This window comes from Streptococcus parasanguinis (genome assembly GCF_047465465.1).
Lineage (GTDB): Bacteria > Bacillota > Bacilli > Lactobacillales > Streptococcaceae > Streptococcus > Streptococcus parasanguinis_AI.
In genome coordinates this window covers 14271-37992 of the sequence record NZ_JASGZU010000005.1, presented here as the reverse complement: position 1 = coordinate 37992, position 23722 = coordinate 14271, and the positions used below count along the sequence as shown (strand labels likewise).

Below are 23722 nucleotides of genomic sequence, written 5' to 3'. Positions count from 1 at the left end.
ATGACATTAGTTTACCAATCAACACGAGACGAAAAAAATACTGTAACAGCTAGTCAAGCCATCCTTCAAGGTTTGGCAACAGATGGCGGCTTGTTTACTCCGGTATCTTATCCTCAAGTGGAGCTAGATTTTAACACCCTCAAAGACGCTTCTTACCAAGAAGTGGCTAAGCTTGTATTGTCAGCCTTTTTGGATGACTTCACAGCAGAAGAGTTGGACTACTGTATCACCAATGCCTATGACAGCAAGTTTGATACGCCAGCCATTGCTCCGCTTGTCAAACTCGATGGCCAATACAACTTGGAACTTTTCCACGGTTCAACCATAGCCTTTAAAGATATGGCTTTGTCGATCTTGCCTTACTTCATGACAACAGCAGCTAAAAAGCACGGTCTGGAAAATAAAATCGTCATCTTGACAGCGACATCCGGGGACACTGGTAAAGCTGCCATGGCAGGTTTTGCCGATGTTCCAGGTACTGAAATTATTGTCTTTTATCCAAAAGACGGTGTCAGCAAGGTACAAGAGTTGCAAATGACCACTCAAACTGGGGACAATACTCATGTAATCGCGATCGATGGAAACTTTGACGATGCTCAAACGAATGTCAAACATATGTTCAACGATGTTGAACTACGTGAAAAATTGGCAGCCAACAAGATGCAATTCTCATCAGCCAACTCCATGAACATTGGCCGTTTGGTGCCTCAGGTTGTCTATTACGTATACGCCTATGCTCAATTGGTCAAGACAGGCCAAATCACAGCGGGAGAAAAAGTCAACTTTACCGTCCCAACAGGGAACTTTGGAAATATCTTGGCAGCTTTCTATGCCAAACAAATCGGTCTTCCAGTTGGAAAATTGATCTGTGCATCAAACGAGAACAATGTCTTGACAGACTTCTTCAAAACACGTGTCTATGATAAGAAACGTGAGTTCAAGGTGACCACCAGTCCATCGATGGATATCTTAGTGTCTTCCAACTTGGAACGCTTGATCTTCCACTTGGTAGGCAATGATGCCACAAAGACCAAAGAGTTGATGGAAAGCCTCCTTGCAACAGGTCAATACCAATTGTCCGACTTTGATGCAGATATCTTAGATTTGTTTGCGGCTGCATACGCAGATGAAGCAGAAACTGCTGCAGAGATCAAGCGGGTCTATGAAGCGTCTGATTACATCGAAGATCCTCATACAGCTGTAGCATCAGCCGTTTATCAAAAATACCGGGCCCAAACAGGGGATGCTGCTAAAACAGTCATTGCCTCTACAGCAAGTCCTTATAAATTCCCAGTTGTGGCAGTAGAAGCGGTGACGGGCGAGACAGGTCTAGGCGATTTCGAAGCCTTGGCCAAATTGCACACCCTCTCAGGTGTTCCTGTGCCACCGGCTGTAGACGGTCTTGAAACTGCGCCGGTTCGCCATCGTACAAGCGTAGCTGCTAAAGACATGCAAGCAGCCGTAGAAGAGTACTTGGGACTGTAATTCTCCCTATTAGAAAGATCAAAAGAGCCGTTTGGCTCTTTTATATACTCATGAATTCATACAAAAAAATCTTAAACATTGCCCTTCCTGCCATGGGTGAAAATTTCTTACAAATGCTGATGGGCATGGTGGACTCTTATTTAGTGGCTCACCTGGGCTTGGTTGCCATTTCAGGTGTTTCCGTCGCAGGAAACATCATCACCATCTATCAAGCCATCTTTTTGGCACTGGGTGCAGCAGTTGCCAGTGTCATGTCTAAAAGCTTGGGTGAAAAAAATCAAGACCACATTGCCTACCATGCGACAGAGTCCCTAAAGGTGACCTTGTTGGTGAGTGCTCTCTTAGGAGGGGCTTCGCTGTTGTTTGGACGCCAGATGATTTCGCTGTTGGGAACGGAAGCTGCAGTCGCCGAAAGTGGGGGGATTTACCTTTCCTTGGTCGGCGGGACCATTGTTCTCTTAGGATTGATGACGACCTTGGGCTCCTTGGTTCGGGTAGCCAACAATCCACGGCTTCCCATGTATGTCAGCTTGTTGACCAATGTTTTAAATGCTCTATTCTCCTCTGTGGCTATTTTCCTTTTTGGTTGGGGAATTGTCGGAGCAGCTTTGGGGACTGTGCTAGCCCGTCTGGTTGGTGTTATCCTCTTGTGGCAAAAGGTCCAGCTGCCCTTTGCTTCCCTTCGTTGGGGATTGGATCGTAAGCTCTTGAACTTAGCACTGCCAGCTGCTGGAGAACGGCTGATGATGCGAGCTGGAGATGTGGTGATCATTGCGATCGTGGTTGCTTTTGGGACTGAGGCAGTCGCCGGAAATGCCATCGGAGAGACCTTGACCCAGTTTAACTACATGCCGGTGTTTGGAGTGGCCACAGCGACGGTCATGCTCGTAGCACGAAGCCTCGGTGAAGGGGATTTTGAGCAGATTGACCGCCTTCGAAAGCAGTCTTACTGGCTGTCCTTTGTATTGATGTTGCCCATTGCTCTGGGTATCTTTTTCGGGGGCACCCTTCTGACCCATCTCTACACACAAGATGCGAAAGCGGTAGAAGCTAGCCTATCAGTTGTCCTCTTTTCTTTGTTAGGAACACCCTTTACAGCAGGAACAGTCATCTATACTGCTGTTTGGCAAGGCTTGGGAAATGGGAAACTTCCATTTTATGCCACAACCATTGGCATGTGGGTCATTCGAATTGGAGCCGGTTATCTGCTTGGAGTAACCCTTGGCTTGGGTCTTCCAGGTGTCTGGACGGGGACGCTGCTGGACAATGGTTTCCGTTGGCTGTTTTTGAGTCAACTTTATAGACGAAAAATAGGAGAGAGAAAATGACAAAACGAGCTTTTATTTGGGATTTGGATGGGACCTTGCTGGATTCCTATGATGCTATTCTGGCGGGTCTTGAGGAGACCTATGCATCTTATCAGCTTCCGTTTGACCGAGCGAGTATTAAAGACTATATCTTGAAGCATTCGGTTCAAGATCTTTTAGTAGCGGTGGCAGCAGAGTATCAACTGGATGTGACGGACTTAAATCATCGCCGAGCAGAAAGTCTAGCAGAGAAAAATGCCCAGGTCCTTCTGATGGAGGGGGCGCGTGATGTCCTGTCCTGGGCGAAGGATGCTGGGATAGAACAATTTGTCTATACCCATAAGGGAGAGAATGCCTTGGTCATCCTACGGGACTTGGGCTTAGAATCCTTTTTTTCAGAGATTTTGACCAGTCAAAGTGGTTTTGCCCGCAAGCCTAACCCAGAAGCAGCCAAGCATCTGATAGAGAAGTACGGGTTGCATCCGGGAAAGACCTACTATATTGGGGATCGGAGCCTGGATATTGACTTTGCAAGGAATAGCCAGATTCAGAGTATCAATTTCTTGACGTCTGACTATGAAGGTAATTATCAGGTGGAAAGTTTACTAGATATTCCAGCTATTTTAAACGCTGAAAAGAATCTGTAAAGAGATTGTTTTCATTTTGAAATAAAGTCGTAAGCTTTCTTTAAGAAATGTCCGCTATAATAGAACCATAAACAAAGACCTCCTAACTTTGTTTAGAAAAATCCTAAAACTTTTCTTTTTCATAATAATCTCCCTAAGAGTCGCCCAATCAGGCGGCTTTTTTTGTGCGAAAAAACAGTGCCAGCTTTTTTTCTTGCCAGGATAGAAGAAAAAGTTTATGATTGACTAATCAATTATTGATTTATCAAAAACGATTCGGAGAAGGAATATGGCAGAAATAAATGATTTACTCTACCAACTACGTTTGGCAGATCAATCGACCACACAACTCTTTGAAAAGCGACTAGGGATTAGCTTAACGCGTTACCAAATCTTGCAGTATCTATTAGAACAAGCACCTTGCAATCAGATCGCGGTTCAGGAACGCTTACAGATTGATCCAGCGGCTTTAACCCGGCATTTCAAAATTTTAGAAAAGGAAGGATTTGTCCATCGGAGTCGAAATCCAAAAAACCAGCGAGAAATCTTAATTCATTTGACGGATATGGCCTATAATCGTTTGGTCAAACATCCCCCTCGCTATCATGTGGCTGTGAAAGATCAGATGAGTCGCATTTTGACCACTCAAGAACAAGAGCAATTTTCATACTTGCTGGATAAATTAGTATCTGGTATTGAACAAATAACGATTGAATAAAAAGGAGAATCTACGATGTCATTACTGACGATTATTTTAGCGAGTCTTGCTGCACTGGAGCATTTATGTATTTTTTATTTGGAGAGCATCAGAACCACATCTGATACCACAAGTCGGGTTTTCAACATGGATAAAGAAGAACTCGCTCGCCCATCTGTGACCTCTTTATTTAAGAATCAAGGGATATACAATGCCTTGATTGGTGTCTTCCTCTTGTATGGATTGTTTGTCTCTAAAAATAGTGAAGTTGTTACAATTTTTGTGCTCTTTATTATTGGAGCTGCGGCCTACGGTGCGATGACAGCCAATAAAAAGATTATCTTGACCCAAGGTGGTCCTGCAATTTTGGCTTTGTTGAGTATCCTATTTTTAGGATAAAAAGGACGGGCCGCTAGGGCTCTTTGAGCTGATTTTATTAAATTAGTGTAGAAAAAAGTATAAAAAAAGACTAAAAATTTTATTGACTTTCTAAGAAAAAGGGTTATAATGGTAGCAACAGAAAAGTAATGAGTCAGCTATTTTCAGGGAGCTTGTGGGAATTGTGAACAAGCAATAGCGACTGATGAAAATTGGACTGTTATGATTAATGAATTCTAACCCATGTGAATTCGGTTGGCACCCCTTACCGTGCAACTCCTTGATAGAGGAGATAGAGATGTAGGGAAAGACCAGCTATTTTTCCCTATAAAAGAGGTGGCACCGCGGACACTACGCCCTCACACAGTTTTTGTGTGAGGGCTTTTCTATGTGCCTTAGCAAGCGAAGCGAGCTTAGGCACATTGATCCCAAAGCGAGAATTGAGCGATGGGATACCCTTGATCGCCTTAGCAAGCGAAGTAGGGTGCGGTTGAATTCCTTAGAATAAAAGAGTTCTAGAAGAGAGGTTTCTGATATGAAAAAAGTTTTATCTGCTGATGTGTTGAGTCCAATTTTGGCTTATATGCGTTTGGATGCGCCCCATAAAATGATCTTGGAGTCAATTCCTCGTGAAAAAGAGAATGCGCGTTTTTCAATTGTAGCCTATCGGCCGGTCAGTGAAGTCAAGTTTGAAAATGGCGTCCTCTATAACAATGATCAAATTGTTAAAGAAGATCCTTTGGACTTTTTGAATCGCATCACGGTCAAAACGAAAACTTCCGAAGAGCTTCCTTTTAACGGTGGGGCGATTGGATTTGTCGGCTATGACTTGATTGGTCTCTATGAGAACATTGGTTCCATTCCTGAAGATACGATCGGCACACCAGATCTTCACTTTTTCTTATATGAAAGCTATGTGATTTTTGATCACAAAAAGGAAAAGGTCTATGTGGTGGAAGAGAACCTCTATAGTGGACGAAGTGAAGCAGAGCAAGCGTCGAGCTTGGAGCAAGTATTAGCACAATTGGCAAGACCTGCAAAAGAAGAGTTTCAGGACAAGGATCTGCATGCACTTCATTTCCACAATCATTTGGAGCAAAAAGAGTTTGAGGAAATGGTGGCCCTAGCCCGGGACTATATTCGAAAAGGGGATATGTTCCAATGCGTGCTCAGTCAACGTTTTTCAGCTGATTTTTCAGGAAAACCGCTAGATTATTACCGCAATTTGCGCGTGACCAATCCTTCGAATTATCTCTACTTTTATGATTTTGGGGAGTACCAAATTATCGGTGCTAGTCCAGAAAGTCTGGTGTCGGTCAAGGATCGAGTGGTGACAACCAATCCCATTGCTGGCACACGTCCCAGAGGGATCGATGAAGAGACTGATCGGCAATTGTCAGCTGATTTGGCAGGGGATCCAAAAGAAGTCGCAGAACACCGGATGTTGGTGGATCTAGGGCGAAACGATATTGGGCGTATCGCTCAAAATGGGTCAGTTGAAGTGACCAAATATATGGAAGTGGAATTCTTTCGTTATGTCATGCACCTGACGAGTGTGGTCAAGGGGCAATTACTTCCTGGACTAGCCTCTATTGAGGCTCTGAAGGCAACTCTTCCAGCTGGGACCGTTTCGGGTGCTCCCAAGATTCGAGCCATGAAGCGAATCTATGAGGCAGAAAAAGAGAAACGCGGGGTCTATGCGGGGGCTATTGGCTATCTCTCTGTGACGGGGGATCTTGATTTTGCTATTGCGATTCGAACCATGATCCTCAAAAATAAGAAGGCTTATGTGCAGGCCGGAGCAGGAATCGTTTATGATTCGATCGCTGAAAATGAATACCAAGAAACCGTCAATAAGGCAAAATCGATGACAAGGATTGGAGAAGAAGGATGATTTTATTAGTCGATAATTACGATTCATTTACCTACAATTTAGCACAGTATATCGGAAAATTTGATGAGGTCCAGGTGCTTCGAAATGATGATCCGGATTTGTACCAGGTTGCCCAAGAAGCAGATGCCTTGGTATTTTCTCCAGGTCCAGGTTGGCCAAAGGATGCGGGTAAGATGGAGGAGATGATCCGAGATTTCGCGGGGGTCAAACCAATCTTGGGGATTTGCTTGGGGCATCAAGCGATTGCAGAAGTTTTTGGAGGGCGCTTGGGATTGGCACCACAGGTCATGCATGGCAAACAAAGCCAGATCCAGCTAGAAGCTCCCTCTCCTCTATACGCGGGTGTCGCAAAAGAAGTCCCAGTCATGCGTTACCATTCGCTGACGATTGAAGACATGCCAGAGGATTTTGTCATTACCTCTCGAACGACGGATGATCAAGCGATTATGGGAATTCAACACCGTAGCTTACCGATTTATGGTTTTCAATACCATCCAGAAAGTATCGGGACGCCAGATGGGCTCAAGACCATCGAAAATTTTGTCAAACTAGTCAAGGAGCGGAAGATGAAACAAGTGCTTGCAAAAGTGGCGGAAGGAATGGATCTAACCAGTGCAGAGTTAGAAGCTGCTATGGAGGAAGTCGTTGCTGGTCGTGCTTCAGAAGCCCAGGTGACGGCCCTTCTTCTAGGTCTCAAAATGAAGGGAGAAACGGTTGAAGAGCGGACGGCTATTGCAAAAGTGATGCAGGCTTATGCAGTCGCTATTCCTACAGAAGTTCAAGGAGCGATGGACAATTGTGGAACTGGGGGCGATCGTTCTTATAGTTTCAACATTTCAACAACAGCTGCCTTCGTCCTTGCTGGTGGTGGCATCAAGATGGCGAAACACGGAAATCGTTCGATCTCTTCTAAATCCGGTTCTGCGGATGTACTAGAAGCTCTAGGAATTAACCTTGATTTGGGTCCAGAAGACTTGGGACGAGTGTTTGAAAAGGCGGGAATTGTCTTCCTATTTGCCAAAAATCTGCATCCTGGCATGCGCTATATTATGCCCGCTCGCTTGGCGCTAGGGGTTCCAACGGTGATGAACTTAACCGGTCCTCTTATCAATCCGATTCCTCTAGAAACCCAGCTATTGGGAACCAGTCGTCCAGATATGCTGGAAAGTACGGCGGAGATTCTAAAGAATTTGGGAAGGAAACGCGCAGTGGTGGTGAGTGGTCCACAAGGTTTGGACGAGGCAGGCCTTGATGGAGAAACCCAGCTCGCTATTCTGGAAGATGGACAGGTTACTTTATCCAGTTTTCAACCAGAAGACATCGGAATGGAGCGCATTGAAATTGATCAAGTACGAGGTGGTGACGCCAAACGCAATGCGGAAATTTTGCTCAGCGTCTTGAAGAATGAAGCGAGTCCCTTCTTAGAGGTGACGGTCTTGAATGCTGGCCTTGGTTTTTATGCCAACGGCAAAGTAGATTCTATCAAGAAGGGGATTGCCTTGGCACGTGAAGTGATTGCCAGTGGGGCTGCCCTTGAGAAATTGAGATTATTACAGGAGTATCAAAAATGAGTCAAGAATTCTTGCCAAAGATTCTAAAGGAAAAGGCGCGGGAAGTGGCTGCGATGAAAGAAGAGAAACTCCAACCTTTGCGCGAGACCTACCGCCTGTATGATTACCTAAAGAGTCATCCAGAAAAGCTTCAGATCATCGCAGAGGTGAAAAAGGCCAGCCCGAGTCTGGGAGATATTCATGTCGATGTGGATATCGTCGCGCAGGCTAAGACTTACGAAGAAAATGGGGCCGTGATGATTTCTGTCTTGACCGATGAAGTGTTTTTCAAGGGTAATATCGAGTATCTCCGGGAAATATCTAGTCGAGTGCGTATTCCCACCCTCAACAAAGATTTCATTGTGGATAAAAAGCAACTGATTCGGGCGCGAAACGCAGGGGCAACCGTGATCTTGTTGATAGTTGCAGCCTTACCAGAGGCTCGTCTGAAGGAGCTCTATGAGTTTGCGACCCATCTTGGCCTGGAGGTCTTGGTGGAGACCCATAATCTGACAGAACTAGAGATCGCTCACCGGATTGGGGCTCAGATCATAGGGGTCAATAATCGCAACTTGGTGACCTTTGAGACAGATCTTCATACTAGCCTTGAATTGGCGACAAGCTTTGAACAAGAACCGGTTTACATCTCGGAGTCTGCTATTTTCACAGCAGCAGATGCGCGCATGCTAGCTCCTTATTTTAGTGGCATTCTCGTTGGGACAGCCCTCATGAAGGCAGACAATGTGGCTGAAAAAGTAAAGGAGTTGCAGATTGACAAAGGTTAAAATTTGCGGACTGTCCACTCCAGAAGCTGTCCAGACCGCTGTTGAAGCTGGTGCGGACTACATTGGTTTTGTCTTTGCACCAAGCAAACGGCAAGTCACGCTGGAGCAAGCCCGGCAGTTGGCTACAGGGATTCCAGAGGGAGTTCAAAAAGTCGGTGTTTTTGTATCACCACAAAGAGAAGAAGTGGAGAAGACTTGCCAAGTTGTGGGCTTGGACCTGATACAAGTGCATGGATCGATAGATGATACCATCTTACAAGACCTTCCCCAACAAACGATTCGCGCTGTTCAAGTGGGGAAAGATACAGCTCTTCCTGAGACCAGTGCCGATTATCTGCTCTTTGATGCTCCTGTAGCAGGAAGTGGAGAGACTTTTAACTGGCAAGAACTCGAAACCCAAAACTTCACAAAGCCCTTCTTTATTGCAGGAGGCTTGACGGTAGACAATGTAGCAGATGCCATTCGCTTCTTTCATCCTTATGCGGTGGATGTATCCAGTGGGGTCGAGACAAATGGAATAAAAGATCAAGAAAAGATAAAACGATTTATAGAAAGGGCCAAGCATGGCATATAAACAACCAGATCAAAACGGATTTTACGGGCGGTTCGGGGGACGATTTGTCCCTGAAACCTTGATGACAGCAGTTTTAGAATTAGAAGAAGCCTACAGAGAAAGTCAAGCAGATCCTTCTTTTCAAGCAGAATTGGATCAGCTTCTGAAACAATATGTCGGTCGGGAAACACCGCTCTATTACGCTAAAAATCTTACCAAGTACATCGGTGGAGCCAAGATCTTTCTTAAAAGAGAAGATCTCAACCACACAGGGGCTCATAAAATTAATAATGCCCTAGGACAAGTTTTATTGGCACATCGGATGGGCAAAAAAAAGATCATCGCAGAAACAGGGGCCGGACAGCACGGTGTTGCAACGGCAACGGCTGCTGCTTTATTTGATATGGAATGCACCATCTACATGGGGGAAGAAGATGTCAAACGCCAAGCCCTCAATGTCTTTCGGATGGAGTTGTTGGGTGCCAAGGTTCAATCAGTAACAGATGGGTCACGTGTTCTCAAGGATGCGGTCAATGCTGCCCTTAGAGCCTGGGTAGCAAATGTGGAGGATACCCACTATATCATGGGTTCTGCTCTAGGACCTCACCCATTCCCAGAGATTGTCCGTAATTTTCAAAGTGTCATCGGTCGAGAAGCTAAACGCCAATTTGCAGAGCAAAATGACGGTGCGCTACCAGATGCAGTCTTAGCCTGTGTAGGAGGCGGATCGAACGCCATTGGGCTCTTTTATCCTTTTGTTGAAGATACATCTGTTGCCATGTATGGGGCAGAAGCTGCTGGCCTTGGAGTGGATACAGACCAGCATGCAGCAACCTTGACCAAGGGGCGTCCGGGAGTCCTTCACGGCGCCTTGATGGATGTGTTACAGGATGCTCATGGACAGATTTTAGAAGCCTTCTCGATTTCAGCAGGTCTCGATTACCCAGGAATTGGGCCAGAGCATTCTTATTTCCATGAGATCAAGCGGGCAACCTATGTGCCTGTGACAGACCAAGAAGCCCTAGAAGCCTTTCAATTGCTTTCGAAAGTAGAAGGAATCATTCCAGCTCTGGAATCGAGCCATGCTATCGCCTATGCGGTGAAATTGGCCAAGGAAATGGGGCCTGAAAAATCTATGATCGTTTGCTTATCAGGTCGTGGGGATAAAGATGTGGTACAAGTCAAAGACCGCCTAGAACAAGAGAGGGGAGAGTAAGATGGGAAAGACCTTAACAGAGCATTTACAAAAGCTGAAAGACCAGCAGCAAGGGATCTTTGTTCCTTATATCATGGCAGGAGATCATGAAAAAGGCTTGGCAGGTTTGCAGGAAACCATCCAATTTTTGGAGGAGCTTGGTGTCTCAGCTATTGAGGTTGGCATTCCTTTTTCGGATCCGGTGGCAGATGGCCCTGTGATTGAAGAGGCGGGACTACGAAGTTTAGCCCATGGGACGACGACAGAGAAACTGGTGCAAACGATCCAGCGTCTGGAGACAAGTGTTCCTTTGGTCATCATGACCTATTTCAACCCCTTGTTCCAATATGGGCTCGAAAATTTCTTTAGAGCTGTAGAAGGAACAGCGGTCAAGGGAGTGATTATTCCGGATCTCCCTCATGAGCATGCGGATCTGGTAGAACCTCTATTAGTGGATAAAGACATCGCTTTGGTGCCACTAGTGAGCTTAACCACAGGAATCGAGCGCCAGAAGAAATTGATCCAAGATGCAGAAGGGTTTATCTATGCCGTTGCTGTCAATGGAGTGACGGGGAAAGCTGGTAGCTATCGAGAGGATTTGGACCACCACTTGGCCCAATTACACGAAATAGCGTCCATTCCTGTTTTAACAGGTTTTGGAGTTTCCAGCATGGAGGATGTTCACCGTTTCAACAAGGTCTCAGATGGGGTTATTGTGGGGTCCAAGATCGTTAAGGCTCTCCACCAAGGGGAGACAGACGCCATCGCTCGTTTCATTTCTCAAGCAGTGAAGGGCTAGAAGCTTCATTTCATTCATCATCAGCTTGATTCTCCTAGATCAAGCTCTTTGTCTACTATTTTAAACATTCCCCTCGTTTGTCTTTACAAACGAGGGTTTCTCGTTACAATAGAGGTAGTAACAAGAAAAGAGGAGAAGAGCATGATAAGCCTTGAAGAGATTGATCAAGTCATCCAGTCAGGTCCTTTTGAACCAAGCTGGGACTCTCTTAGCCATCAAGTCTGTCCAGATTGGTATCGGGATGCCAAATTTGGAATGTTTATCCACTGGGGCGTCTACAGTGTACCTGCCTTTGGTTCGGAATGGTATTCGCGAAATATGTATATCCAAGGGAATCCTTGCTATGACTATCATCGAGAGCATTTTGGAGACCAGGCTATCTTTGGCTACAAGGATCTCATTCCTCTTTTTACAGCCGATCAATTTGATCCGGCATCTTGGCTAGATCTCTTTCAAAAAGCGGGAGCTCAGTATCTTTTCCCAGTTGCGGAGCACCACGATGGTTTTCAGATGTATGCCTCTACTCTCTCGCCTTATAATAGCTTAGAAATGGGGCCGAGACGAGATGTCTTAGGGGAGCTGAGGGAGGAAGCAGAAAAACGTGGCCTGCACTTCTGTACGTCCTCTCACCGGGCAGAACACCAGTTTTTCTTTTCACATGGCAAGGAATTCACTAGTGACATTCCGCAAGAAGTCCCAAGAGACAGCCTTTATTGGCCAGCCGAGCCAGAGCCCAAGGATCATTTTGATCTGACTTCCAAGCCTTATCCAAGCAAAGAATACTTGGAAGATTGGCTGTTGCGAACCTGTGAACTGGTGCGGGACTACCAACCAGAGCTCCTATATTTTGACTGGTGGATCCAGCATGAGAGTTTCCGTCCCTACTTGATGCGCTTTTTGGCTTATTATTACAATCTAGCAGCACAAGAAGATCGCAAGGTGGCTGTTTGTTACAAACAGGACGCCCTCCCTTTCGGTTCAGGAATCGTCGAGATGGAGCGGGGAGGATACGGAGAGACGCAAGCCTTTCCGTGGCAAATGGATACCGCGATCGCCCGTAATTCTTGGTGCTATACCCAGGATCTAGCCTACAAGACCAGTAAGGAATTGCTACAAAATTTAGTCGATGTTGTGGCCAAAAATGGCAATCTTCTGCTCAATATTGGACCCAAGGCAGATGGCACTATTCCTGAGCAAGACCAAGACATCCTCACAGAGATCGGGAACTGGCTGGCGGTAAATGGAGAAGCCATTTATCAGAGTCGGCCTTGGCGGGTGTCATCAGACGGACCGACCGAGGCCCAGGAAGGTTCCTTCTCAGATGGAGAAGCGCCACTCTATACCAGCCAAGATTTCCGCTATACCATGCGTGATGGTTTTCTTTATGCTATCCAGCTGGAACCAAGTGGAAGGACGGAAGAGTTGACCTTGCCGTCTCTCGCCTATGATCTCAAGCAACCGAGAATTCTTCATGCGCGCATTCAAAAGGTAGAGCTCCTTGGAGAAAGTCAGCTTCTTTCTTGGAGCCAAGATGAGACAGGGCTTCATCTTCAGTTACCAGCTTGCAGCAAAAAACAACCGCGTGTTTTGCGCCTCAGCTTTTAGTTTTCTTGAAGCTTTCTATAAGGAATCGTTTAGGTTTCTCTTGTATACTGTACTCATCCAATAAGAAATGAGGTACAGAAAATGAAAATCTCAGTTAATTATCCAAAACGCTTTAAGAAATTGCCACAACAAGGTTCTTGTTACGGCGAATAAACACTTCTCTTCATTTTTCATAAGAAACTCCTAAAGAAGGCTCTACCCGAAAGGGTAGAGTTTTTATGTACCAGAGACCTTGTGATTCGTGGTATAATAGGCCTATGGAAAAAAAGAATAAATTACTACTCATCGACGGGTCTTCCGTCGCTTTTCGTGCCTTTTTTGCACTCTATAATCAAATTGACCGTTTCAAAAATGCTAATGGTCTGCATACCAATGCGGTTTATGGCTTTAACCTCATGTTGAGCCATCTCTTAGAGCGCATCCAACCGACCCATGTCCTCGTTGCTTTTGATGCAGGAAAGACGACTTTTCGGACGGAGATGTATGCCGACTACAAAGGGGGCCGTGCAAAAACTCCAGATGAGTTCCGCGAGCAGTTTCCTTTCATTCGTGAGCAACTGGATCATTTGGGAATCCGCCATTATGAGCTGGCCCAGTATGAAGCGGATGATATTATTGGAACACTAGATAAGATGGCAGAAACTACTTCGGTGCCATTTGAAGTCACCATTGTCTCTGGGGATAAGGATTTGATCCAGCTGACAGATGACAATACGGTGGTTGAGATTTCCAAAAAAGGGGTAGCGGAGTTTGAGGAATTCACTCCGGCCTATCTCAAAGAAAAGATGGGGCTGACACCAGAGCAATTTATCGACCTCAAGGCCTTGATGGGAGATAAATCGGATAATATCCCAGGTGTGACTAAGATCGGAGAAAAGACAGGGATCAAACTACTCCTAGAGTACGGCTCTCTTGATGGCATTTACGAGCATATCGACGAGATGAAGGCTTCTAAGATGAAGGAAAACCTCATCAACGACAAGGAGCAGGCCTACCTATCCAAAACTCTCGCGACCATCGATACCAATGCGCCCATTGAGATTGGCCTGGATGATATCACCTATACGGGCCCCCATCTAGAAAATCTCGCCAAGTTTTATGAGGAGATGGGCTTCAAGCAACTCCGTCAGGCCTTGGATTTCAGTGGAGAAGAAGTAGCTCCTGTAGCTATTGACTATACAGAAGTCGAGCAAGTTACTTCAGATATGCTCACGGAAGATAGTTTCTTCCATTTTGAGATTTTTGGGGACAATTACCATACGGAACCCATCATCGGTTTCGCATGGGGGACAAAAGGTCAGCTCTACGCGAGTACAGATACTGGTCTTTTACAAACACCGATTTTCAAAGAATTTCTCGAAAAAACGCCCCTCAAGGTCTATGACTTCAAGCGGGCCAAGGTCTTGCTCAGCCACTTGGGCATTACCCTTCAAAATCCCGCGTTTGACAGTCGATTGGCCAAGTATCTCTTGTCGACCGTAGAGGACAATGAGATTTCAACCATTGCGAGTCTCTATAGTCAGATTGCGCTGCCGCTGGATGAAGTCGTTTATGGCAAGGGAGCCAAAAAAGCTATCCCAGAAAAGGCGGTCCTATTAGAGCATTTGGCACGGAAAGTCGCTGTTTTACTAGACACGGAAGAACCCATGGTAGAGCAGTTGCAGGCCCATGATCAACTAGATTTGCTCTATGATATGGAGCAACCGCTAGCAGCTGTTTTGGCCAAGATGGAAATCGCGGGGATCAAGGTAGAGCGCCAGACCCTAGAAGACATGCAGGTGGAAAACGAAGTGGTCTTGGAGCGCTTGACCCAAGAAATCTACGAGCTTGCAGGAGAAGAGTTCAACATCAATTCTCCAAAACAATTGGGCGTCATCCTCTTTGAAAAATTGGAACTCCCTCTTGAATACACCAAGAAGACCAAAACCGGCTATTCAACAGCTGTTGATGTCTTGGAACGCCTGGCTCCAATTGCACCGATCGTGTCTAAGATTCTTGAATACCGCCAAATTGCTAAGATCCAGTCAACCTATGTCATCGGTCTTCAAGATTGGATTTTGGAAGATGGGAAGATCCATACCCGTTATGTACAGGATTTGACGCAGACAGGCCGCTTGTCCAGCGTGGATCCCAACCTGCAAAACATTCCTGTCCGTTTGGAGCAAGGTCGTCTTATTCGTAAGGCCTTTGTCCCAGAAGAGGAAAACAGTGTCTTGTTGAGTTCGGACTATTCACAGATCGAACTGCGCGTCTTGGCCCATATTTCAGGAGATGAGCATTTGATTGATGCCTTTAAGCATGGGGCAGATATCCATACATCGACTGCTATGCGCGTCTTCAACATTGAAAAACCAGAAGATGTGACGCCAAATGACCGCCGCAATGCAAAAGCAGTAAACTTCGGTGTGGTTTATGGAATTTCCGACTTTGGCCTGTCTAACAACCTGGGGATCAGTCGAAAAGAAGCCAAGGCCTACATTGAGACCTATTTCGAACGCTACCCTGGCATCAAGGACTATATGGAGAGAGTGGTACGGGAAGCGCGTGATAAAGGCTATGTGGAGACTCTCTTCAAGCGCCGTCGGGAGATTCCAGATATCAATTCTCGCAACTTCAATGTTCGAGGGTTTGCGGAACGGACAGCTATTAACTCACCCATCCAAGGATCTGCAGCAGACATCTTGAAAATTGCCATGATCCACTTGGACCAAGCGCTAGAAAGAGGAGCATACAAGACCAAGATGCTCCTTCAGGTCCACGATGAAATCGTTCTGCAAGTGCCAAGTGATGAACTGGCAGCGATCAAAGAACTCGTCAAAGAGACCATGGAATCCGCTATCGAACTTGCAGTACCACTGGAAGCCGATGAAAATGCAGGCAAAACATGGTATGAAGCCAAATAAAATTGAGTTTGTTCAAAACAGAAAGCGGTAGGAAACTTTTCAGTTTCCTACCGCTTTTAACGACAAACACTTGCAATGCCTTCCGTATTGTTATACTATTTAAAGAAAGGAAACGCATACAAAAGGAGATTCTTATGGTTTATTCATTTCGCAATCCTAGTGATGGCATTATCAAACATTACCTAGAAACGAGCAAGATTATCGCTGTAGTTGGATTATCTGATCGCGAAGATACAACCAGTCATCGTGTCAGCAAGGAAATGCAAGAGCGGGGTTATCGGATTATTCCCGTCAACCCCCGTGCAGCTGGAGGTCAGATCCTTGGGGAGACGGTGTACGCTAGCTTACAGGATATCCCATTCCCAGTAGATATCGTTGATGTATACCGTCGCAGTGAGTTTTTACCAGATGTGGCACGTGATTTTATTGATACGGATGCGAACATTTTCTGGGCACAATTGGGACTGGAAAATCAAGAAGCAGAAGAAATTCTTCGAGGAGCAGGTCGAGAAGATATCGTCATGAACCGCTGTATCAAACGGGAACATACCCGATTAATCTTGGGTGCATCCCTGTACGGAGTATAACGGACAAGAAATTGGCAGTAAAATTATAGAAGAGAACCCCAGCAGGAAACTGGGGTTCTCTTCTTCATCTTATTTAACTTCATGGCTTGGATGACCTGTAAAATGGCGCGGCCCTTGTTTGATCTGCTTGATTTGATCGTAAAAGGCAATTTGGCAGTTGATAAAGTAAGGCATGGTATAAAAGCCGATGACATCGCGCGTGAAGTAATTCAGGAAGTACCAACCAATCAAGGTTAGATCGAGCACCAAGCGATTGCTGCGGAACCCTTTCATGGTTTCACGACTTTTGCGAAGGACTCCAAAGGCTCCCTTGTAGTCGCCGTCTCGTAATTGCTCGTAGAGGATCAATTCGACCAAGCTGAGACTGTAGTATTGTGGCAGGTAAAAGAGGAGGCCGATCAGGCCAAGTACGACGCCAGCAGTCATCAGGGGCATTTGTTGCATGAGAGATTGGAATTCAGGACTGGAAGCACTCAAAGTGCTAGGGTTGCTCACCTTGTCGTAAATCGCTAAAAATCGAATGCTGGCGTAGGTGCTGATGAGACTTCCCGCATAGAGGATGACTCCCCATAAAAAGAGGACGGCTTGCTTCAAGATCAAGGTGGCAAATACAGAGGTAAAGCGATCTTGTTTAAAGATATCTAAGACGCGTGTTCGGTGTTCGATCTTGGGATTAATCGTATCTAAATAGCTAAAAGTCGCACCGACCACTAATATGGAGATGACAAAGGAGACGACAGAAGGAAAGACCTGACGCTGGATCATGTAGATACTTGCTTGCTGCAAGGTCATGTCCGGTAGTAGATCGACCAGATCTTGCCCGCTTAAGAGAAAGTTAGCAAGAATGGTCAACAGGACCGGAAGAGCAAAAAGGATAGCTAAGCCCGGTTGTTGGACTTGCATAGTACGTGCCCGGAGGCGAATCAATTTAAGGTTCATAGATGATACTCTCTTCATAGTAGTACTTTTTATTATAACATAAGTCCGTGACAGAGCCGGTAAAATTTGGTACAATCGTACAGGTGCTCACAGGAAAACTGTGACAGGAATAAGAAGGCTGGGACTGTTTTTCCCAGTACGGAGGTAACCATGACAGATTCACCGATTCAATATCGATTAATCAAAAAAGAAAAGCATACAGGTGCTCGTCTGGGAGAAATTATCACCCCTCACGGGACCTTCCCGACCCCAATGTTTATGCCTGTAGGGACTCAGGCAACCGTTAAGACCCAATCGCCAGAAGAACTCAAGGAAATGGGTTCCGGAATTATCTTGGCCAACACCTACCATCTCTGGCTTCGTCCAGGGGATGATCTGGTCGCAAAAGCAGGAGGACTGCACCAGTTCATGAACTGGGATCAGCCGATTTTGACAGATAGTGGAGGCTTCCAGGTCTATTCATTAGCGGATACCCGCAACATCACTGAAGAAGGGGTAACCTTTAAAAACCACCTCAACGGCTCGAAGATGTTCCTTTCTCCAGAAAAAGCCATCTCCATCCAAAACAATCTAGGGAGCGACATCATGATGTCCTTTGATGAATGCCCGCAGTTCTATCAGCCCTATGATTATGTGAAAAAATCAATCGAACGGACCAGTCGTTGGGCAGAACGTGGCCTGAAGGCTCACCGTCGTCCTCATGATCAAGGTCTTTTCGGGATTGTTCAAGGGGCTGGATTTGAAGACTTGCGCCGTCAGTCTGCTCAAGATTTGGTCAGCATGGACTTTCCAGGCTATTCCATCGGTGGCTTAGCTGTTGGGGAAAGCCATGAAGAGATGAATGCGGTGCTGGATTTCACAACTCCGCTCTTACCAGAGAACAAGCCACGCTATCTCATGGGAGTAGGAGCTCCAGACAGCCTGATCGATGGGGTTATTCGTGGAGTGGATATGTTTGACTGTGTCTTGCCAACGCGGATTGCTCGAAACGGTACCTGCATGACCAGTCAAGGACGCCTGGTAGTAAAAAATGCGCAATTTGCAGAAGATTTTACACCGCTGGATCCTGAATGTGATTGCTACACTTGTAAAAACTATACCCGAGCTTATCTTCGCCACCTCCTCAAGGCAGATGAAACCTTCGGTATTCGCTTGACTAGCTACCACAACTTGTATTTCTTGATCAACCTCATGAAGCAGGTCCGTAAAGCCATCATGGATGACAATCTCTTAGAATTCCGTGAGCATTTCGTAGAAAAATATGGCTATAACAAATCAGGACGGAATTTCTAGGATGGATCGTGAAAGACTACTAAACTCCATAGTAAAAAAGATACAATCGGGAGAATTACGAACACTTGGAATCTATGGTCATGGAGGGTCAGGGAAAACAACCTTTGCAAAAGCACTCTGTGAGCGATTGGACCTCATGAAAGTTAATCTTTTAGAGACGGATCCCTATGTTATTGGAAGTCCAAGAGGATTGGTTGTACCAAAAGACTCCCCAGGTCAAAAAGTGACCGCATGTCTGTCGAGTGCTCACGAATTGGCTAGTCTAGAACGAGATATTCAAGCCCTTCAAGCGGGAATGGATATACGAACGATTGATCAGCCATGGTCTCCAAGCCACATATTATCTGGGAACAAGTCTATTCTCATCGTAGAAGGGATGTCAGTGGCTTTTTTACCCAAGTCTTTGTTTGATCAAACCATTTGTTTTTACACAGATGATCATACGGAGCTAGAAAGACGATTAAGCAGAGACGTCGCCCAACGAAATCGAGAAATGGACTTCATCTATCGAACTCACCAGATCAGGCGAGAACAATACCATCAGCACTACCAACCGATGGAAGGTGAAGCGGATATCCTGGTCAATACATCACAAGATCAGTTTCATATTGAAAAAGAATAAAAAGTTCTACGGAAAAGTAGAACTTTTTTGATTAAATTTCATAGAGCATCGATATTGTTGTAAGCAAATTTGTTATTGGGTATAATGTATTCAGGAAGGATGATAACTATGGTAGAAGATCTTCGAAAATTTGCAACTCTTGTGAAAAAATATAGAAAACAAAAAGGAATGACCAAAGAAGAGTTGTGTCAGGATGAGAGTGAGTTGACTGTGCGTCAATTAACTCGAATAGAGTCAGGCTTGTCGAGACCAACATTAACTAAGATAAATTTTTTAGCTGAACGACTAGACATGAATTTATTTTCATTGATGCCAGACTATACAGAATTACCAAAAGAATATTTAGACTTAAAATACCAATTATTAAGAAATACGACGTATTCGGATAAAAGAAAGATTTATGAAGAGGAAAAACGTTTCGAAATCATATATGAGAATTATTATGAAGATTTGCCTGAAGAGGAGCAATTGATTGTTGATATCTTAACCACTATATCTGATGTTAATGAAAGTGAATTAATTGAACTTGGAAATCATTTATTGGAGGATTATCTTGATCAACTAAAAAAGAAGAATACATATACCTTAAATGATCTTTTGTTGATTAAATTGCTTTTAATAATAATGATACACGATGATGACATATACTGTAATCCAGGATGGCAATTGTTACCGCAAATTGTACAAAGGTTATTGGTAGATGATGGTGAATTATTAATCTATCAGCAATTTGTATTGAGAGATACACTTTTTCTAGCCTTAGGGTTGTTTTTTAGATTAGGTGATTATAAAAAGGTTAGAGAAATATTGGACAGGTTAATTCAAATTATGGAACTAACTCAAGACTATCAGAAAAAATCTTTGATAGATATGTTTGAATGGAAATATTATCTCAGTTATAAGAATGATAAAAAAGAGGCTAAAGAGTATTACGAATCAGCTATACACTTTGCAGAAATGATTAAAGAAGATATGCTATTAAAAAAACTAAAACAGGAATGGCAACAGGATATTAAATAAATAGCAGGACATTTTTGTCCTGTTAAACTATGTTTAAAGATTCTATAATAACCACAAAAGAAGAAAATGGAGGGTGATATGGTTAATTTGATACTATTATTTGTTGAAACTTGTTGGTGGTGTAAATAGCAAATGAATTAGAAATAATTCCGTAGAAATCGTTTAGAGGAGAAAAATGATGATAAAATTCAAGCAAATAATAATTGTTATAGCGTTTATAAGCTTATTCTTAATAGCTGGAAAAAATAGTGTCAAGGCAGATGAATATATGACAGGAGAACAAATTGAGCAGGTTACTCAAGGTTTGAAAGATGATCAATATGTTTTAACAACTGCGGGTGGAGGAATTATAGTAAATAAAGACGGGAGCAAAAATTTTCCATTAGAACAGGTCGCAAGCGAGGGTCAAATCATGACAGTAGCTGAATATAAACAACTATTAGCTACACAGTTGTTTCCTGGGAAAATGGAAGTTGCTTCATCAGGAACGGTATTTTTTGGAGCATGGATTCCAACACGTGTTCATGTCTTATACCCAAACCAAGAATATCTATCAAATGCCTTCTATGCAAAGGGGTGGCGTTATGGGGAAGAACGATTTAAACCTTCCTGGGGAAGCGGAGACTACCTTTATTGGCAAGCTCAAGGTGATAGTGGTTTGGTAGAAGATGGATATGGAATCTCAGTGGTAGTTAATGATGGCGGTTATGTTGCGGTCGATAGTCGAAAAGGAACATTTTTCAAGACATATAATCCTAGATCAGGTTCAAGATATAAAGTAAGTAATCCTGTTTAAGAAAGTAGGTGAAAAAATGGCTAATCAAACTAAAAAAATCATACCTCTAATAGCAACAGTTCTATCTATTGGGATTGTATCGTATTCATTACAAAAAAACGCCATTGCTGAATCAACAGGAATCGATCAAAAGGAAAACCAAACAATACAAATTTATAAAAAACTCTTAAGAGGTAAATCAGAAAAAGAAATAAATGATTATTTTGGTAATTTACCTGATAGTAAAGTAATTATTGCTGATGAATCCGGTGGATTTACAACGAGTTCCACGGATGATTATAGTAATCCAGTTGAAACTATTGATGAGAGAGGAAACAAAGAGTTAAAATCATTCCAAGATACAAGCACTGCATCAACAATTGGTGAAATAAAAGCGGCCATGAAAATCAATAAATAAAAAGTGAAAAGATGTAAGGATGTAATCAGCGTATCTCTTTACGTTAAAAAGTTCTACTTAGCTAAAAAAGTAGAACTTTTTTCTATATAAGAGCAACTTTTTTAGCACTCTAAATTTTTCGAAAACACTTTCATTAAAAAAACGAAAAAAATCTTCTCAAATCCCTTGCATTGGGCCTTTGTTTGTGTTAAACTACTATGGTGCTGTGAAAAACAGCTATTAGCTTTGATGCAAGAGGTTGCGACACGCTCGGTTGCATTGCCACGCAACGCGCGTCGGTTTTCTTGTGGAGCTAGCCTATTATCTTAAATAGACGAAAAGGAGAAAAAGATGGCAAACAAAAAAATCCGCATCCGTTTGAAAGCGTACGAACACCGTACACTCGACACAGCGGCTGCAAAAATCGTAGAATCAGCTACTCGTACAGGTGCACAAGTTGCGGGTCCAATCCCACTTCCAACTGAGCGTAGCCTCTACACAATCATTCGTGCGACTCACAAATACAAAGATTCTCGCGAACAATTCGAAATGCGTACACACAAACGTTTGATCGACATCATCAACCCAACTCAAAAAACAGTTGACGCTTTGATGAAATTGGATCTTCCAAGTGGTGTAAACGTAGAAATCAAACTTTAATCTAAAGCTTGATCTAGAGCATAAAAAACGCTCGTTAAAAACTTTTTGAATAAAAAACTATAGAAAAGGAACTATTTTCTCATGACAAAAGGAATCTTAGGGAAAAAAGTGGGAATGACTCAAATCTTCACTGAAGCTGGCGAATTGATCCCTGTAACAGTTATCGAAGCAACTCCAAACGTTGTTCTTCAAGTTAAAACTGTTGAAACAGATGGTTACAACGCTATCCAAGTTGGTTTCGATGACAAACGCGAAGTATTGAGCAACAAACCTGCTAAAGGACATGTAGCAAAAGCTAACACGGCTCCTAAGCGCTTCATTCGTGAATTCAAAAACGTTGAAGGCTTGGAAGTTGGTGCTGAAATCACAGTTGACACTTTCGAAGCTGGAGACATTGTTGATGTAACTGGTACTTCTAAAGGTAAAGGTTTCCAAGGTGTTATCAAACGCCACGGACAATCACGTGGACCTATGGCTCACGGTTCTCGTTACCACCGTCGTCCAGGTTCTATGGGACCTGTTGCACCTAACCGCGTATTCAAAGGTAAAAACCTTGCAGGACGCATGGGTGGCGATCGTGTAACAATTCAAAACCTTGAAGTTGTACAAGTTGTTCCAGAAAAGAACGTTATCCTTATCAAAGGTAACGTACCAGGTGCTAAGAAATCTCTTATCACTATCAAGTCAGCAGTTAAAGCTGGTAAATAATAAGGAAAGGGGAATACAGTCAAAATGGCAAATGTAACATTATTCGACCAAACTGGTAAACAAGCGGGCGAAGTTGTTCTTAACGATGCGATCTTTGGTATCGAACCAAACCAAGCAGTTGTATTTGATGTGATCATCAGCCAACGTGCTAGCCTTCGTCAAGGAACTCACGCAGTTAAAAACCGTTCAGCCGTTTCAGGTGGCGGACGCAAACCATGGCGTCAAAAAGGAACTGGACGTGCTCGTCAAGGTTCTATCCGCTCTCCACAATGGCGTGGTGGTGGAATTGTCTTCGGACCAACTCCACGTAGCTATGCGTACAAACTTCCTCAAAAAGTTCGTCGCCTTGCACTTAAATCTGTTTACTCAGAAAAAGTTGCTGAAAACAAATTTGTAGCCGTTGATTCTCTTGAATTTACAGCTCCAAAAACTGCTGAATTTGCAAAAGTTCTTGCAGCTTTGAGCATCGATTCTAAAGTCCTTGTTATTCTTGAAGAAGGAAACGAATTCGCAGCTCTTTCAGCTCGTAACCTTCCAAACGTGAAAGTTGCGACTGCTACAACTGCAAGTGTTCTTGACATCGCAAATAGTGACAAACTTCTTGTTACTCAAGCAGCTATCTCTAAAATCGAGGAGGTTCTTGCATAATGAATTTGTATGATGTTATCAAAAAACCTGTTATCACTGAAAAGTCAATGGCTCAACTTGAAGCAGGCAAATATGTATTCGAAGTTGACACTCGCGCTCACAAACTTTTGATCAAACAAGCTGTTGAAGCTGCGTTTGAAGGTGTAAAAGTTGCGAATGTGAACACTGTAAACGTAAAACCTAAAGCAAAACGCGTTGGACGTTACACTGGTTTTACTTCAAAAACTAAAAAAGCTATCATCACGCTTGCAGCTGATTCTAAAGCAATCGAGTTGTTTGCTACTGAAGCTGAATAA

The 23722-nt window shown here is 43.9% G+C and carries 24 protein-coding genes and 1 pseudogene; 24 read left to right on the top strand and 1 reads right to left on the bottom strand.

Annotated features, from left to right (window positions below; all coding sequences use genetic code 11):
• The 15 genes and pseudogenes from thrC (at window position 1) to QM351_RS08720 (ending at window position 16364) form a co-directional block, all read left to right on the top strand.
• On the top strand, window positions 1-1485 hold the full coding sequence (gene thrC, locus QM351_RS08790; RefSeq protein ID WP_414327208.1) for a threonine synthase: 1485 nt from the start codon (window positions 1-3) through the stop codon (window positions 1483-1485).
• A gap of 50 nt (window positions 1486-1535) precedes the next feature.
• On the top strand, window positions 1536-2813 hold the full coding sequence (locus QM351_RS08785) for an MATE family efflux transporter (protein ID WP_414327207.1): 1278 nt from the start codon (window positions 1536-1538) through the stop codon (window positions 2811-2813).
• On the top strand, window positions 2810-3439 hold the full coding sequence (locus tag QM351_RS08780; protein ID WP_414327206.1) for an HAD-IA family hydrolase: 630 nt from the start codon (window positions 2810-2812) through the stop codon (window positions 3437-3439). Before QM351_RS08785 ends, QM351_RS08780 begins: the two co-directional genes overlap by 4 nt.
• A 268-nt stretch (window positions 3440-3707) precedes the next feature.
• On the top strand, window positions 3708-4136 hold the full coding sequence (locus QM351_RS08775) for a MarR family winged helix-turn-helix transcriptional regulator (protein ID WP_414327205.1): 429 nt from the start codon (window positions 3708-3710) through the stop codon (window positions 4134-4136).
• A gap of 15 nt (window positions 4137-4151) precedes the next feature.
• Window positions 4152-4514 carry a DUF1304 domain-containing protein gene (locus tag QM351_RS08770; RefSeq protein ID WP_257738408.1) on the top strand — a complete coding sequence of 121 codons (363 nt, stop codon included), beginning with the start codon at window positions 4152-4154 and terminating at the stop codon, window positions 4512-4514.
• A 514-nt stretch (window positions 4515-5028) separates the two neighbouring features.
• Window positions 5029-6387, top strand: a complete 1359-nt coding sequence (gene trpE / locus QM351_RS08765) for an anthranilate synthase component I (RefSeq protein WP_257738409.1) — start codon at window positions 5029-5031, stop codon at window positions 6385-6387.
• A pseudogene (locus QM351_RS08760) lies at window positions 6384-6944 on the top strand (aminodeoxychorismate/anthranilate synthase component II); the annotation flags it as partial. The gene trpE and the pseudogene QM351_RS08760, both read left to right, overlap by 4 nt.
• 9 nt (window positions 6945-6953) lie before the next feature.
• On the top strand, window positions 6954-7958 hold the full coding sequence (gene trpD / locus QM351_RS08755; RefSeq protein WP_049472517.1) for an anthranilate phosphoribosyltransferase: 1005 nt from the start codon (window positions 6954-6956) through the stop codon (window positions 7956-7958).
• Window positions 7955-8722 carry an indole-3-glycerol phosphate synthase TrpC gene (gene trpC / locus QM351_RS08750; protein ID WP_414327204.1) on the top strand — a complete coding sequence of 256 codons (768 nt, stop codon included), beginning with the start codon at window positions 7955-7957 and terminating at the stop codon, window positions 8720-8722. The genes trpD and trpC overlap by 4 nt, the downstream gene beginning before the upstream one ends.
• A complete protein-coding gene (locus tag QM351_RS08745; protein ID WP_247920006.1) occupies window positions 8709-9296 on the top strand; it encodes a phosphoribosylanthranilate isomerase in 588 nt (195 codons plus the stop codon). Before trpC ends, QM351_RS08745 begins: the two co-directional genes overlap by 14 nt.
• The gene (gene trpB / locus QM351_RS08740; RefSeq protein ID WP_414327203.1) at window positions 9286-10491 is read left to right on the top strand and encodes a tryptophan synthase subunit beta; all 1206 of its coding nucleotides are present in this window, start codon (window positions 9286-9288) and stop codon (window positions 10489-10491) included. The genes QM351_RS08745 and trpB overlap by 11 nt, the downstream gene beginning before the upstream one ends.
• 1 nt (window position 10492) lies before the next feature.
• On the top strand, window positions 10493-11269 hold the full coding sequence (trpA, locus tag QM351_RS08735) for a tryptophan synthase subunit alpha (protein ID WP_049472509.1): 777 nt from the start codon (window positions 10493-10495) through the stop codon (window positions 11267-11269).
• 141 nt (window positions 11270-11410) lie between these two features.
• On the top strand, window positions 11411-12874 hold the full coding sequence (locus QM351_RS08730; RefSeq protein ID WP_049472510.1) for an alpha-L-fucosidase: 1464 nt from the start codon (window positions 11411-11413) through the stop codon (window positions 12872-12874).
• Window positions 12875-13131: 257 nt separating this feature from the next.
• Window positions 13132-15777, top strand: a complete 2646-nt coding sequence (polA, locus tag QM351_RS08725) for a DNA polymerase I (protein ID WP_414327202.1) — start codon at window positions 13132-13134, stop codon at window positions 15775-15777.
• Window positions 15778-15911: 134 nt separating this feature from the next.
• Window positions 15912-16364: a CoA-binding protein gene (locus QM351_RS08720; RefSeq protein ID WP_414327201.1), complete on the top strand. Its 453-nt coding sequence runs from the start codon at window positions 15912-15914 to the stop codon at window positions 16362-16364.
• Window positions 16365-16433: 69 nt separating this feature from the next.
• Here QM351_RS08720 and QM351_RS08715 read toward each other — a convergent pair whose 3' ends face one another.
• A complete protein-coding gene (locus QM351_RS08715) occupies window positions 16434-17303 on the bottom strand; it encodes a DUF975 family protein (RefSeq protein ID WP_049472513.1) in 870 nt (289 codons plus the stop codon).
• A 150-nt stretch (window positions 17304-17453) separates the two neighbouring features.
• Between QM351_RS08715 and tgt the strand changes: the two genes are divergently transcribed.
• From tgt to QM351_RS08670, 9 genes are all read left to right on the top strand, one after another.
• Window positions 17454-18596 (top strand): tRNA guanosine(34) transglycosylase Tgt, encoded by a 1143-nt coding sequence (gene tgt / locus QM351_RS08710; RefSeq protein ID WP_371495673.1) that lies wholly within the window; start codon window positions 17454-17456, stop codon window positions 18594-18596.
• Between the two features lies 1 nt (window position 18597).
• Window positions 18598-19218 carry a uridine kinase family protein gene (locus tag QM351_RS08705; RefSeq protein ID WP_414327200.1) on the top strand — a complete coding sequence of 207 codons (621 nt, stop codon included), beginning with the start codon at window positions 18598-18600 and terminating at the stop codon, window positions 19216-19218.
• A gap of 108 nt (window positions 19219-19326) precedes the next feature.
• Complete coding sequence (locus QM351_RS08700) at window positions 19327-20238, top strand: helix-turn-helix domain-containing protein (protein WP_315376041.1); 912 nt, start codon at window positions 19327-19329, stop codon at window positions 20236-20238.
• A 175-nt stretch (window positions 20239-20413) separates the two neighbouring features.
• Entirely contained in the window at window positions 20414-21034 is a 621-nt protein-coding gene (locus QM351_RS08695; protein WP_315376038.1) for a hypothetical protein, read from the top strand.
• 16 nt (window positions 21035-21050) lie between these two features.
• Window positions 21051-21431 carry a hypothetical protein gene (locus tag QM351_RS08690; RefSeq protein WP_414327199.1) on the top strand — a complete coding sequence of 127 codons (381 nt, stop codon included), beginning with the start codon at window positions 21051-21053 and terminating at the stop codon, window positions 21429-21431.
• A 330-nt stretch (window positions 21432-21761) separates the two neighbouring features.
• Window positions 21762-22070: a 30S ribosomal protein S10 gene (rpsJ, locus tag QM351_RS08685; RefSeq protein WP_003009585.1), complete on the top strand. Its 309-nt coding sequence runs from the start codon at window positions 21762-21764 to the stop codon at window positions 22068-22070.
• Between the two features lie 81 nt (window positions 22071-22151).
• On the top strand, window positions 22152-22778 hold the full coding sequence (rplC, locus tag QM351_RS08680; protein WP_003010846.1) for a 50S ribosomal protein L3: 627 nt from the start codon (window positions 22152-22154) through the stop codon (window positions 22776-22778).
• 24 nt (window positions 22779-22802) lie between these two features.
• Window positions 22803-23426, top strand: a complete 624-nt coding sequence (rplD, locus tag QM351_RS08675) for a 50S ribosomal protein L4 (RefSeq protein WP_003009591.1) — start codon at window positions 22803-22805, stop codon at window positions 23424-23426.
• Window positions 23426-23722, top strand: coding sequence for a 50S ribosomal protein L23 (locus tag QM351_RS08670; protein WP_003009593.1), 297 nt, complete (start codon window positions 23426-23428; stop codon window positions 23720-23722). The genes rplD and QM351_RS08670 overlap by 1 nt, the downstream gene beginning before the upstream one ends.

Coding starts and splice junctions, on each gene's coding strand:
- QM351_RS08775 (WP_414327205.1), top strand. CDS start 3,708: ATGGCAGAAATAAATGATTTACTCTACCAACTACGTTTGGCAGATCAA.
- QM351_RS08705 (WP_414327200.1), top strand. CDS start 18,598: ATGGATCGTGAAAGACTACTAAACTCCATAGTAAAAAAGATACAATCG.
- trpC (WP_414327204.1), top strand. CDS start 7,955: ATGAGTCAAGAATTCTTGCCAAAGATTCTAAAGGAAAAGGCGCGGGAA.
- QM351_RS08700 (WP_315376041.1), top strand. CDS start 19,327: ATGGTAGAAGATCTTCGAAAATTTGCAACTCTTGTGAAAAAATATAGA.
- trpD (WP_049472517.1), top strand. CDS start 6,954: ATGAAACAAGTGCTTGCAAAAGTGGCGGAAGGAATGGATCTAACCAGT.
- rpsJ (WP_003009585.1), top strand. CDS start 21,762: ATGGCAAACAAAAAAATCCGCATCCGTTTGAAAGCGTACGAACACCGT.
- QM351_RS08670 (WP_003009593.1), top strand. CDS start 23,426: ATGAATTTGTATGATGTTATCAAAAAACCTGTTATCACTGAAAAGTCA.
- QM351_RS08730 (WP_049472510.1), top strand. CDS start 11,411: ATGATAAGCCTTGAAGAGATTGATCAAGTCATCCAGTCAGGTCCTTTT.
- QM351_RS08720 (WP_414327201.1), top strand. CDS start 15,912: ATGGTTTATTCATTTCGCAATCCTAGTGATGGCATTATCAAACATTAC.
- trpE (WP_257738409.1), top strand. CDS start 5,029: ATGAAAAAAGTTTTATCTGCTGATGTGTTGAGTCCAATTTTGGCTTAT.
- thrC (WP_414327208.1), top strand. CDS start 1: ATGACATTAGTTTACCAATCAACACGAGACGAAAAAAATACTGTAACA.
- QM351_RS08785 (WP_414327207.1), top strand. CDS start 1,536: ATGAATTCATACAAAAAAATCTTAAACATTGCCCTTCCTGCCATGGGT.
- rplD (WP_003009591.1), top strand. CDS start 22,803: ATGGCAAATGTAACATTATTCGACCAAACTGGTAAACAAGCGGGCGAA.
- trpB (WP_414327203.1), top strand. CDS start 9,286: ATGGCATATAAACAACCAGATCAAAACGGATTTTACGGGCGGTTCGGG.
- QM351_RS08695 (WP_315376038.1), top strand. CDS start 20,414: ATGATGATAAAATTCAAGCAAATAATAATTGTTATAGCGTTTATAAGC.
- QM351_RS08780 (WP_414327206.1), top strand. CDS start 2,810: ATGACAAAACGAGCTTTTATTTGGGATTTGGATGGGACCTTGCTGGAT.
- polA (WP_414327202.1), top strand. CDS start 13,132: ATGGAAAAAAAGAATAAATTACTACTCATCGACGGGTCTTCCGTCGCT.
- rplC (WP_003010846.1), top strand. CDS start 22,152: ATGACAAAAGGAATCTTAGGGAAAAAAGTGGGAATGACTCAAATCTTC.
- QM351_RS08715 (WP_049472513.1), bottom strand. CDS start 17,303: ATGAACCTTAAATTGATTCGCCTCCGGGCACGTACTATGCAAGTCCAA.
- trpA (WP_049472509.1), top strand. CDS start 10,493: ATGGGAAAGACCTTAACAGAGCATTTACAAAAGCTGAAAGACCAGCAG.
- QM351_RS08770 (WP_257738408.1), top strand. CDS start 4,152: ATGTCATTACTGACGATTATTTTAGCGAGTCTTGCTGCACTGGAGCAT.
- tgt (WP_371495673.1), top strand. CDS start 17,454: ATGACAGATTCACCGATTCAATATCGATTAATCAAAAAAGAAAAGCAT.
- QM351_RS08690 (WP_414327199.1), top strand. CDS start 21,051: ATGGCTAATCAAACTAAAAAAATCATACCTCTAATAGCAACAGTTCTA.